Annotated in this window: 9 protein-coding genes; all 9 read right to left on the bottom strand. The window is 67.9% G+C overall.

Annotated elements, in window-relative coordinates; genetic code table 11:
- Positions 1–612, bottom strand: a 612-nt coding sequence (locus tag AC1DY5_RS24320) for a sigma-54-dependent transcriptional regulator (protein ID WP_478115518.1), incomplete at its 3' end; no start/stop codon positions are given.
- Complete coding sequence (locus AC1DY5_RS24315; RefSeq protein ID WP_478115516.1) at positions 609–2,438, bottom strand: sensor histidine kinase; 1,830 nt, start codon at positions 2,436–2,438, stop codon at positions 609–611. The genes AC1DY5_RS24320 and AC1DY5_RS24315, both read right to left, overlap by 4 nt.
- Before the next feature lie 176 nt (positions 2,439–2,614).
- Positions 2,615–3,367, bottom strand: a complete 753-nt coding sequence (gene phbB, locus AC1DY5_RS24310) for an acetoacetyl-CoA reductase (RefSeq protein ID WP_478115514.1) — start codon at positions 3,365–3,367, stop codon at positions 2,615–2,617.
- A gap of 40 nt (positions 3,368–3,407) precedes the next feature.
- Positions 3,408–4,592: an acetyl-CoA C-acetyltransferase gene (locus AC1DY5_RS24305; RefSeq protein WP_478115512.1), complete on the bottom strand. Its 1,185-nt coding sequence runs from the start codon at positions 4,590–4,592 to the stop codon at positions 3,408–3,410.
- A 96-nt stretch (positions 4,593–4,688) separates the two neighbouring features.
- Positions 4,689–6,023: an NAD(P)/FAD-dependent oxidoreductase gene (locus tag AC1DY5_RS24300; RefSeq protein WP_478115511.1), complete on the bottom strand. Its 1,335-nt coding sequence runs from the start codon at positions 6,021–6,023 to the stop codon at positions 4,689–4,691.
- Positions 6,024–6,055: 32 nt separating this feature from the next.
- Positions 6,056–7,435: a dicarboxylate/amino acid:cation symporter gene (locus AC1DY5_RS24295; RefSeq protein ID WP_478115509.1), complete on the bottom strand. Its 1,380-nt coding sequence runs from the start codon at positions 7,433–7,435 to the stop codon at positions 6,056–6,058.
- The gene (locus AC1DY5_RS24290) at positions 7,419–9,743 is read right to left on the bottom strand and encodes an NADP-dependent malic enzyme (RefSeq protein ID WP_478115508.1); all 2,325 of its coding nucleotides are present in this window, start codon (positions 9,741–9,743) and stop codon (positions 7,419–7,421) included. Before AC1DY5_RS24290 ends, AC1DY5_RS24295 begins: the two co-directional genes overlap by 17 nt.
- Positions 9,744–9,762: 19 nt before the next feature.
- A complete protein-coding gene (locus AC1DY5_RS24285) occupies positions 9,763–10,557 on the bottom strand; it encodes an alpha/beta fold hydrolase (protein ID WP_478115506.1) in 795 nt (264 codons plus the stop codon).
- Positions 10,558–10,567: 10 nt separating this feature from the next.
- On the bottom strand, positions 10,568–11,777 hold a 1,210-nt coding region (locus AC1DY5_RS24280), incomplete at its 5' end, for a dihydrolipoyl dehydrogenase family protein (RefSeq protein ID WP_478115504.1).

Raw genomic sequence — 11,777 nt, 5'->3', positions numbered from 1 at the left:
GTTGAGCGGCACGAAATGCTGGCGGCGCCGTTCGCTGTGTTCATGCAGGCAGCGGGCGATGAGTTCCTTGCCGGTACCAGTCTCGCCATAGATCAACACGTCGGCCGAGGTTTCCGCCAAGGTCATCACGGTGCGGCGCACCTGCTGCATCTGCGCCGAGCGGCCGATCAGCACCGCCTGGATGCCGTGCCAGTTCTCCAGCGCGTCGCGCAGCGCGCGCACTTGCAACGAGAGCTGGCGGCGCTCGATGGCGTGGCGCACGATGGCCACCAGCCGTTCGGAGCTGAAAGGCTTCTCGATGAAGTCGTAGGCGCCCTCGCGCATGGCCTGGACCGCCATCGCGATGTGCCCGTGGCCAGTGACCAGGATGACGGGAAGCTCGGCGTCGGCACTGTGGAGTTCGAGCAGCCATTCGGTGCCGCTCAGGCCCGGCAGGCGCACGTCGCAGACCACGATGGCCGGCACGCCGAAACTGATCTGCGCGCGTGCGCGTTCGGCGCTCGCGAAGGATTCGACCTCGAAACCGGCCAGGGTCAGCACCTGGGTCGTGCTGGTTCGGACGTCTTCATCGTCCTCGACCAGCAGCACCCGGATGGCAGAGGCTTGGCTCACTTGTTGATCACTCCCGAGGGGCTAAGGATGGTGTGGATGGCGGCCGGCAGGTCGACGACGAAGCAGGCGCCGCCGTCCGGCAGGTTGGCGGCACGCAGGGTGCCGTCCATGGCGCGCACCAATTGTGCCGAGATCGCAAGGCCCAGGCCCAGCCCGGTGCCCGCCGGCTTGCTGGTGACGAAGGGCTCGAACAGGCGCGGCAGGATGTCGGGCGGAATGCCCGGCCCGGTGTCGCTCACGCGCAGGATCACGCGCCCCTCCTGCGGTCTCGCCTCGACCCGCAGCCTGCGCCGCGGCGACGCCTGCATGGCGTCGATGGCGTTGCGCATCAGGTTGACGAGCACGCTGGCCAACGCGGCCTCATCGGCCATGACGCTCAGGGTCACGGGCTTGACGTCGACCTCGATGGCAATGCCGCTCTTCTTCGAGGCTTCGGCAACGATGACCTGCGCGTCGGCCACGGCCTGCGCCATCGGCACCGGCGCCAGCGGCAGCTCGCTCTTGTGCGCGAAAGTCTTGAGCTGCGAGGTCAGGCGCGCCAGGCGATCGACCATGCCGCGAATGCGTTGCAGGTTGCCGCGCACCTCGTCGAAGCGGCTCTTGTCGAGCAGGATGCCGGCGCTCTCCGAGAGCGTGCGCATCGCCGTGAGCGGTTGGTTCAGCTCGTGCACCAACCCCGCCGACATCTGGCCCAGCGCCGCCATCTTGCCGGCATGCACCAGCTCGCCCTGAGCAGCGCGCAGCTGGGCGGTGCGCGCGACCACGGTCGATTCGAGGGTGTCGTGCGCCGCCTGCAGCGCAGCCTGGTTGGCCAGCTTCTGCCGCACGGCGCGGCGGCGCTGCCACAGCGTGACGGCGATCAACAGCAGCACCGCCATCGCCAGACTCACGGTGATGGCCGCGTAACGTGCGCCCACGCGCACCGGTGCCAGATCGTCGAGCACCACCAACTGCCAAGGCGCGCCGCGCAGCGCGCGCGTCGAAGCGAGCTGATCCACGCCGTCGAGGGCGATGACCTGAACGTCGCGCGCCAGCGTCTCCTTCTGCGTCCACTGCAGCGGCTTCAGGCTGGCCTCGCCGTAGGGGCGCGAGCGCTGCACCTCGGCGCGCTGCGAAGTGTCGAGCGGCCACAGCGGCCGGAACTTCAGGTCCTCGCGGGTGGCGAGGATCACCACCCCGCGCTGGTCGATCAGCGCCACGTTGCCCGGCAGCATGCGCCAGGCGCGCTCGGATTCCTCGAGATTGACCTTGACGGCCACCACGCCGCGCGCCGACTGGTCGCGGCGCAGGGCGTACGAGAGGTAGTAGCCGGGCTTGCGACTGGTGATGCCAACGCCGTAGAAGCGGCCCCTGCCCTGCTCCAGCGCATCGATCACGTAGGGACGGAACGACAGGTCCTGGCCGACGGTGGTGCCGGGCCGGTCCCAGTCGGAGGCCGCCAGCGAGGTGCCGGCGGCATCGAGCACATAGAGCATCTCCGCGCCCGCGGTGGCGTTGACGCCGTCCAGGTAGCGGTTGACCGCATTGCGCAGCGCGGCATCGGAGGGCGTGCCGAGCAGCGCCGGGACGATTGGCGTCATCTCGAGCAGCGCGGGCAGATACTCGAAACGGGCCAGGTCGGCGTCGAGCCCGGTCGCCAGCATGTCGAGCCGGTGCTCTGCCGCCTCGCGCAGTCGCGCCAGGCCGTTCTGCATGGCGAGCTGATGGCCGGCGAAGGCGGCCAGGGCCACCAACGCCAGCGCGCCGCACCAGCGCGGCAAACCGCGCCACCATCTTTGGGTGTCAGAAGGCCAATCGAAGCGCCGGGCCGGCTCCCGTGAAATCATGAAGCGGTTATTGCACAAGGGCGCGCGGGCCGCATCAGTGACTGCCCGGTGGCGCGCGTCACGGCTCGTTTCAACCCGGCCCAGCGTCCGCTCAGGCATGGCGCAGTTCTCCGGTCTTGCCGCGGAACACCCGGTAGGAGAACACGGTGTAGCGGGGGAGATCGACCCCGGATGCCTCATTGCATGTGCTGGCCGCCGTTGATGGCGATGTTGGCGCCGGTCACGAACGCCGCCTCTTCCGAGGCGAGGTAGATGATCAGGCCCGCCACTTCCTCGGGCTTGCCGAGACGGCCTACGGGAATGTGCGGCAGGATCTTGCTGTCGAGCACGTCCTTCGGGATGGCCGTGACCATCTTCGTGCCGATATAGCCTGGCGAGATGGTGTTCACAGTGACGCCCTTCTTCGCCACCTCGAGCGCCAGCGCCTTGGTGAAGCCGTGCACACCGGCCTTGGCGGCCGAATAGTTGGTCTGGCCGAAAGCGCCTTTCGAGCCGTTCACCGACGACACGTTGATGATGCGGCCCCAACCGCGGTCCACCATGCCGTCGACCACCTGCTTGCTCATGTTGAACAGGCTGTCGAGGTTGGTGCGCAGGACCGCGTCCCAGTTGACGCGGTCCATCTTCTTGAAGGTCATGTCGCGCGTGATGCCGGCGTTGTTGACCAGCACGTCGACCGGGCCCAGCCGCTCCTGCACTTCGGAGGCGGCGCGCACGCACGAATCGAAGTCCGCCACGTCGCAAGGCACTGCCAGAATGTCATAGCCGCGCTGCGCCATCTGCGCCACCCACTCGGCGTGCGACTTGTTGCCCGGCGAATAGGTCACCGCCAGCCTGTAGCCCGCATCGACCATCTTGGTGGAGATCGTCTCGCCCAGGCCGCCCATGCCGCCGGTGACCAGGACCACGTGTTGCTGCTTCTCGCTCATCTGCTTTCTCCTCGGTGGGTCGTGTGAAAAAGAAAATCGGTCAGGCGCGCTCGACGGCCAGCGCCACGCCCATGCCGCCGCCGATGCACAGCGAAGCCAGGCCCTTGTCGGCGCCGCGGCGGCGCATCTCGTGCAGCAGCGTCACCAGCACGCGGCAGCCCGAGGCGCCGATCGGGTGGCCGATGGCGATGGCGCCGCCGTTGACGTTGATGCGGCTGGTGTCCCAGTCCATCTCGCGGTTGACCGCGCAGGCCTGCGCCGCAAAGGCTTCGTTGATTTCCATCAGGTCGAGGTCCTGCGCCTTCCAGCCGGCTTTCTTGAGCGCCAGCTGCGAAGCGGGCACCGGACCCATGCCCATCAGCGACGGGTCCAGTCCCGCGCTCGCGTAGGCGCGGATCACCGCCAGCGGCTGCAGGCCGAGCGCGGCGGCGCGCGAGGCCGACATCACCAGCACCGCGGCCGCGCCGTCGTTCAGGCCTGAGGCATTCCCGGCCGTCACCGAGCCGGACTTGTCGAAGGCCGGACGCAGCCCGGCGAGCGCATCGGCATGGGTCTTGCGGTTCACGAACTCGTCCACCGCGAAGACGATCGGGTCGACCTTCTTCTGCGCAATGCTGAAAGGCAGGATCTCGTCGTCGAAGCGCCCCGCATCCTGCGCGGCCGCGGCCTTCTGCTGCGAGGCCAGCGCCAGCGCGTCCTGCATCTCGCGCGTGATGCCGTACTTCTTCGCCACGTTCTCGGCCGTGGTGCCCATGTGGTACTGGTTGTAGACGTCCCACAGGCCGTCCACGATCATGGTGTCGACCAGCTTCCAGTCGCCCATACGCTGGCCGTTGCGCGAATTGGGCAGCACGTGCGGTGCGGCGCTCATGTTCTCTTGGCCGCCGGCCACCACGATCTCGGCGTCGCCGCACTTCACGGCCTGCGCCGCCAGCATCACGGCCTTCAGGCCCGAGCCGCAGACCTTGTTGATGGTGAGGCCCGGCACGCCGATCGGCAGGCCGGCCTTGATCACTGTCTGGCGCGCGGGGTTCTGGCCGGAGCCGGCCGCGAGCACCTGCCCCATGATCACCTCGGACACCGCATCGCCCGGCACGCCGGCCTTGGCGAGCAGGCCCTTCACCACGTGCGCGCCCAGCTCGGGCGCGGCCGTGCCGGCGAGCGAGCCGCCGAACTTGCCGACCGCCGTGCGTTGGGCGGCCACGATCACGATATCGTCTGACATGAGAGTCTCCTTGAGGGTTGATGCGAAGGGAATGACGACGGCCTGGCTTCAGGCAGCGTCGAAATCGGGTGAGGGACCGGTCATGGCCATGGCAGCTCAATGCAGCTTGACGTGGGGTTCGGTGCGCCGCGTGATGAGACGGGCGAGCGTGTCGAGCGAGACCTTGACGGCGCCGTGCAGCGCCAGTTCGTGCATCTTGTAGAGCGAGACGTACATGACCCGCGCGAACAGGCCTTCGATCATCAGACTGCCGCCGATCAGGCCGCCCATCATGTTGCCMACGGTGCTGAATTCTCCCAGTGAAACCAGCGAGCCGAAGTCGCGGTAGCGGTAGGGCTTGAGCGCCTTACCCGACATGCGCCGGCGGATCTGCGCCGCGACATGCGAGGCCTGCTGGTGCGCTGCCTGCGCGCGCGGCGGCACCAGGCCGCCCTTGCCGTCGTTGGCCTCGGGCCAGTCGCAGGCCGCACAGTCGCCGATGGCGAAGATGTCGGCATCGCGCGTGGTCTGCAGGGTCGGCAGCACCGCGAGCTGGTTGCCGCGGTTGGTTTCGAGGCCCGCGATGTTCTTCATGAAATCCGCCGCCTTCACGCCTGCGGCCCACACCACCAGCTCGGCCGGCAGCGTGCGGCCGTCGGCCAGGCGCACGCCCTCGGGCAGCACCTCGGCCACCTTGGCCGAGGTGTGCACGTCCACGCCCAGCTTGCGCAGCAGCGCCTCGGTGGCGGACGACAAGCGCGGCGGCAGCGCGGGCAGGACGCGGTCGGCGGCCTCGATCACGCTGACCTGGATGTCCTTCTCGGCGTCCACTCGGTCGAGCCCGTAGGCCACGACCTCGCGCGTGGTGCGATGCAGCTCGGCCGCCAGCTCCACGCCCGTGGCGCCCGCACCGATGATCGCCACGTGCAGCTGCTCGGGCCGCAGCGGCGTGGTTTGCGCATGCGCGCGGATGCAGGCGTTGACCATGCGCTGATGGAAGCGCTGGGCGTCCGCCTTCGACTCGAGCCGCAACGCATGCTCGCGCACGCCGGGCGTGCCGAAGTCGTTGCTGAGGCTGCCGATGGCGACCACCAGCGTGTCGTAGCCGAAGGCGCGCGCCGGCGTGACCAGCCGGCCCTCGTCGTCCAGGTAGGGCGCGACATGCACCTCGCGCTGCTCGCGGTCGATGCCGGTCAGCTCGCCGAGCCGGAAGCGGAAGCCGTGCCAGTGCGCCTGCGCGAGGTAATCGACCTCGTGCGCGCTCATGTCCATGCTGCCCGAGGCGATCTCGTGCAGCTTGGGCTTCCACACGTGGGTGCGGTGCTTGTCGATCAGCGTGATCTCCGCGCGCCCCCGCAAGCCTCGAGAATCGCCGAGACGCGTGGCCAGCTCCAGTCCGCCGGCGCCGCCGCCCACGATGACGACGCGGTGCCTCTGCGCGGGGTTGTTCATGTCTGGCTGCTCCGTAGCGGCACGTGATCGCTTCAGCGCGGATGGGCCACGGGCATGCGGGTGTCGACCTGGTCCAGCACGGCCTCGGGCGCATCGGCATCGGCCGGCGTCTCGTTGTCGAGGATGCGCTTCATGCGCACGGTGTCCAGGTCGTTGGTCCACTTGGCGACCACGACCGTGGCGACGCCGTTGCCGATCAGGTTGGTCAGCGCGCGGGCTTCCGACATGAAACGGTCGATGCCCAGGATCAGCGCCAGGCCTGCGACCGGCACGTGCCCCACCGCCGACAGGGTGGCTGCCAGCACGATGAAGCCGCTGCCGGTCACGCCGGCCGCGCCCTTGGACGTCAGCAGCAAGACCAGCAGCAGGGTAACCTGCTGCATCAAGGTCATGTCGGTGTTGGTGGCCTGCGCAATGAACACCGCCGCCATCGTCAGGTAGATCGAGGTGCCGTCGAGGTTGAACGAGTAGCCCGTCGGGATGACCAGGCCGACCACCGACTTCTTGGCGCCCAGGTTCTCGAGCTTGGCCATCATGCGCGGCAGGACCGATTCGGAGGATGAGGTGCCCAGCACGATCAGCAGCTCTTCCTTGATGTACTTGATGAACTTCCAGATGCTGAAGCCGTGGAAACGGGCAATGAGTCCCAGCACCACGAAGATGAAGAGCAGGCACGTGGCGTAAAACGTCGCCATGAGCTGGCCAAGCTGCAGCAGCGAGCCGACGCCGTACTTGCCGATCGTGAAGGCCATCGCGCCGAAGGCACCGAGGGGCGCCAGCTTCATGATGTAGCCGACGATCACGAACAGCACGTGCGAGAACTTCTCGATGAAGTCGAACACGAGCGTGCCACGACCGCCGAACTTGTGCAGCGCGAAGCCGAACATCACGGCGATCAGAAGCACCTGCAGGATCTCGCCTTTGGCGAACGCATCGACCACCGTGTTCGGGATCACGTGCAGCAGGAAGTCGACCGTGCCTTGCATCTGCCCAGGCGCGGTGTAAGCGGCGATCGACTTGGTGTCGAGCTGGCTCACGTCGACGTTCATGCCGGCGCCGGGCCGCACGATGTTGATGATCACCAGGCCGACCACCAGCGCGATGCTGCTGACGATCTCGAAATACAGCAGCGCCAGGCCGCCGGTCTTGCCGACCTTCTTCATGTCCTCCATGCCGGCGATGCCGACCACGACCGTGCAAAAGATGATCGGCGCGATGATCATCTTGATGAGCTTGATGAAGCCGTCGCCCAGCGGCTTCATCGCCGCACCGGTGTCGGGATAGAAGTGGCCCAGCAGCACTCCGATCACGATGGCCGTGATGACCTGGAAGTAGAGCGACTTGTACAAAGGTTTGGATACGGGTTGGTGGTCCACGGATGTCTCCTTGAAAATTTCAGACACAGGCGGCATGGGCCTGCTGCGCAAGGCTTTCGAATGGCGCCGGGCCGCGGTGCGAGTTGGCATCGACCACCGCCAGCGCCGTCATGTTGACGATGCGGCGCACGGTGGACGACGGTGTGAGGATGTGCGCCGATCGTGCCGCGCCCAGCAAGATTCCGCCCACCGTGATGCCGCTGCCAGCCGCCATGCGCAGCAGGTTGTAGGAGATGTTGGCGGCGTCGACGTTGGGCATGATGAGCAGGTTGGCTTCGGTGTTCAGCGCCGAGTCCGGAAACTCGTGGTCGAGGATCGACTTGGACAGCGCCGCGTCGCCGCGCATCTCGCCCTCCACCGCGAGCTGCGGATCGCTCGCCTTGATGAGCGCGAGCGCCTCGCGCATCTTCACGGCCGAGGCCGCGTCCGAGCCGCCGAAGTTCGAATGCGACAGCAGCGCCACACTGGGCGTCACGCCGAAGCGGCGCACCTCTTCGGCAGCCAGCAGCGTGATCTCGGCGATCTGCGCCGCATCCGGGTCGCGGTTAACGTGGGTGTCGCAGATGAAGAGCTGGCGTCCCGGCAGCATCAGCATCTGCATCGCGGCCATGGTTCGCGTGCCTGGGCGCAAGCCGATCACGTCGCGCACATGGTGCAGGTGGTCGCCGTAGCCGCCCAGCGTGCCGCACAGCATGGCGTCGGCCCGGCCCTGGCGCACCAGCATCGCCGCGAGCAGCGTGCCTCGGCTGCGCATCTCGGTCTGCGCCACCAGGCGCGAGACGCCGTCGCGGCGCTTGAGCTGGTAGTAGGACTCGGCCGCGTCGCCGTGCACGGCGGGATCGAGCAGGTCGACGGTTTCGCAGTCGGTGCCCAGCGAAAGGCGCAGGCCGTACTGCGCGATACGCTCGGCGATCACCTCGGGGCGGCCCAGCAGCAGCGGGCGCGCCAGGCCTTCGTCCACCACCACCTGCGCGGCGCGCAGCACCCGCTCGTCCTCGCCCTCGGCGTAGACCACGCGCTTGGGCGACTGCTTGGCGGCTGCGAACAGCGGCTGCATGCTGCTGCCCGACTGGTAGACGAACTGCGACAGGCGCTGGCGGTAGGCCTTCATGTCGGCGATCGGCCGGGTCGCCACGCCGCTGTCGACCGCGGCCTGCGCCACTGCGGGCGCGACCGCCTCGATCAGGCGCGGGTCGAAGGGCTTGGGGATCAGGTAGTCGCGGCCGAAGCGCAGGCCGACCGCGCCGTAGGCCTGCGCCACCACTTCGGGAATCTCGGCATGCGCGAGCTCGGCAATGGCGCGCACGGCGGCGAGCTTCATCGCTTCGTTGATGGTGGTGGCGCCGACATCGAGCGCACCGCGGAAGATGAAAGGGAAACACAGCACGTTGTTGACCTGGTTCGGGTAGTCCGACCGGCCGGTACCGAGAATGGCGTCGGGGCGCACGGCCAGCGCATCCTCCGGCAGGATCTCCGGCGTCGGGTTGGCCATCGCGAGGATGATCGGATCGCGCCCCATCGCCTTCACCATCTCGGGCTTGAGCACGCCACCGGCCGACAAGCCGAGGAAGATGTCGGCGCCACCGATCACGTCGGCCAGCTTGCGCGCCGAGGTGTCTTGCGCATAGCGGGCCTTGTTCGGGTCCATCTGCTCCTTGCGGCCGGTATAGACCACACCCGCGCTGTCCGACACATAGATGTTGTGCATCGGCAGGCCCAGGCTCACGATCAGGTCGAGGCAGGCCAGTGCCGCCGCGCCGGCGCCCGAGGCCACCAGCTTCACCTCGCGGATGTCCTTGTCGACATGGCGCAGTGCATTGAGGATGGCGGCGGCCGCGACAATGGCGGTGCCGTGCTGGTCGTCATGGAAGACCGGGATCTTCATGCGCTCGCGCAGCTTCTTCTCGATGTAGAAGCACTCGGGCGCCTTGATGTCCTCGAGGTTGATGCCGCCGAAGGTGGGCTCCATGCGCGCGATGGTGTCGATCAGCGCATCGGGGTCGGTTTCGTCGAGCTCGATGTCGAACACGTCGATGCCGGCGAATTTTTTGAAAAGGCAGCCCTTGCCTTCCATCACCGGCTTGCCGGCCAGCGGGCCAATGTTGCCGAGTCCGAGCACCGCCGTGCCGTTGGTGATGACCGCCACGAGGTTGGCGCGCGAGGTGAGATTCATGGCCTCGGCCGGGTCGCGCACGATCTCCATGCAGGCGTCGGCCACGCCGGGCGAGTAGGCCAGCGCGAGATCGCGCTGCGTGGCCATCGGCTTGGTCGGGCTCACCGAGATCTTGCCGGGCGTGGGAAAGCGGTGGTAGTCGAGGGCAGCTTCGCGCAGCTTGTCGGACATGGTGTCTCCGTGGGGGATATCAATGAGGGACGGCCGCGCAGGCATCGGCCAGCCAGTCGCGCAGGCCGAACAACAGCGCTGCGGGCTGGTCGGCATGCACCCAGTGGCCTGCATCGGCGATGCGCTCGGTCGCCGCACGCGGAAACAGCGCGCGAATGCCGGCGAGCGCAGAAGACGGCACGTAGTCGGACTCCGCGCCGTGGATGAAGAGCGCTGGGCCGTGGTAGCGCGCGTTGCGCAGCGCTTCGGGAAAGCCGCAGAGCTCGCGCATGCACAGCCCGGTGGCCAGCAGGTTGACGCGCCAGTCGAAGCGGTCGTTCTGCCGGCGAAGGTTCTGCAACAGCATGTCGACCGGAACCGCGGCGCCGAGACTGTCGCCCAGCGCCTGGCGGATCTCGCGGCGGCGGGCCGCGCCGGCCGCGTCAAGGCTGCGCATGGTGGACACGTACGACGCGAACTGGCCGGCGTAGCTCTCGGGGGCGATATCGATCACGGCAATGCCGCCAATGGCGTCCGGATGCGACAGCGCCAGCGCCATCGCCGTCTTGCCACCCATGCTGTGGCCGATCACGCAGGGCCGGTGCAGCTGCTCGCGCTCGATCAGCGCCAGCACGTCGTCCGCCATCTCGGCGTACGACATGGACCCGGCCCACGGCGAGGCGCCGTGGTTTCGGGCGTCGGGCAGATAGACGCGGCGGTCCGCGGCCAGCGCCTGCGCGACCTGCGTCCAGTTGCGTCCGGCGCCGAACAGGCCGTGCAGGATCACCACCGGAGGCCCCGAGCCCAGCGCCTCGAAAGCAAGTGTGAGCGGCATCGCGGGCGGCCTACTTCTTCTTCACCGGGGGCAGGTCGGTGCAATGCCCTTCGAAGACTTCGGCCGCCATGCCGATGGATTCACCGAGTGTCGGATGCGGGTGGATGGTCTTGCCGATGTCGCCGGGCTCGCAGCCCATCTCGATCGCCAGGCACAGCTCGCTGATCAGGTCGCCCGCATGCGTGCCGACGATGCCGCCGCCGACGATGCGTTGCGTGACCTCGTCGAACAGGAGCTTGGTGAAGCCCTCGTCGCGCCCGTTGGCAATGGCACGGCCCGATGCAGCCCAGGGGAAAACGGCCTTGCCGACCTTCAGGCCCTCGGCCTTGCACTGCTCCTCGGTCTTGCCGGCCCAGGCCACCTCGGGGTCGGTGTAGGCCACCGAGGGAATCTGCCGCGCATCAAAGAATGCCGCTTCGCCGTGCGCCGCCTCGGCCGCCACGTGGGCTTCGTGCACCGCCTTGTGCGCGAGCATGGGCTGGCCAACGACGTCACCGATGGCGAAGATGTGCGGCATGTTGGTGCGCATCTGTTTGTCGACGTCGATGAAGCCGCGCTCGGTGACGGCCACGCCGGCCTTGTCGGCGCCGATGCTGTTGCCGTTGGGACTGCGGCCCACGGCCACCAGCACGAGGTCGTAGACCTGGGCCTCCTTCGGCGCCTTCTCGCCTTCGAAGCTCACCTCGATGCCGCCCTTGGTCGCCTTGGCGCCGACGGTCTTGGTCTTGAGCATGACCTTGTCGAAGCGCGGCGCGTTGAACTTCTCCCACACCTTGACCAGGTCGCTGTCGGCGCCCTGCATCAGGCCGTCGAGCATCTCGACCACGTCGACGCGCGTGCCCAGCGTCGAGTACACCGTGGCCATCTCGAGCCCGATGATGCCGCCGCCAACCACCAGCATGCGCTCCGGAATGGTCTTGAGAAGCAGCGCGCCGGTGGAGTCGACGACGCGTTCGTCCTCGGGCATGAAAGGCAGTTTCACGGCCTGAGAGCCCGCGGCGATGATGGCCTTGGCGAATTTCACCACCTTCTTTGCGCCGCCCTCGCCCACCACCTCGACATGGTGCGGGTCGAGAAAGCTGCCGACGCCGGTGACGACCTCGACCTTGCGCGCCTTGGCCATGCCGGCCAGGCCGCCGGTGAGCCTCTTGACGACGCCGTCCTTGAAGCCACGCAGCGCGTCGATGTCGAACTCGGGCGCGGTGTACTTGATGCCATGC

It is taken from the genome of Variovorax sp. P4_D9, assembly GCF_056401695.1.
This window is presented reverse-complemented; position numbering and strand designations above follow the sequence as displayed.

What these genes read in the sequence shown, in the direction of transcription:
- phbB (WP_478115514.1), bottom strand. Translation starts at nt 3,367, where the DNA reads ATGAGCGAGAAGCAGCAACACGTGGTCCTGGTCACCGGCGGCATGGGC.
- AC1DY5_RS24295 (WP_478115509.1), bottom strand. Translation starts at nt 7,435, where the DNA reads ATGCCGCCTGTGTCTGAAATTTTCAAGGAGACATCCGTGGACCACCAA.
- AC1DY5_RS24315 (WP_478115516.1), bottom strand. Translation starts at nt 2,438, where the DNA reads ATGATTTCACGGGAGCCGGCCCGGCGCTTCGATTGGCCTTCTGACACC.
- AC1DY5_RS24290 (WP_478115508.1), bottom strand. Translation starts at nt 9,743, where the DNA reads ATGTCCGACAAGCTGCGCGAAGCTGCCCTCGACTACCACCGCTTTCCC.
- AC1DY5_RS24285 (WP_478115506.1), bottom strand. Translation starts at nt 10,557, where the DNA reads ATGCCGCTCACACTTGCTTTCGAGGCGCTGGGCTCGGGGCCTCCGGTG.
- AC1DY5_RS24305 (WP_478115512.1), bottom strand. Translation starts at nt 4,592, where the DNA reads ATGTCAGACGATATCGTGATCGTGGCCGCCCAACGCACGGCGGTCGGC.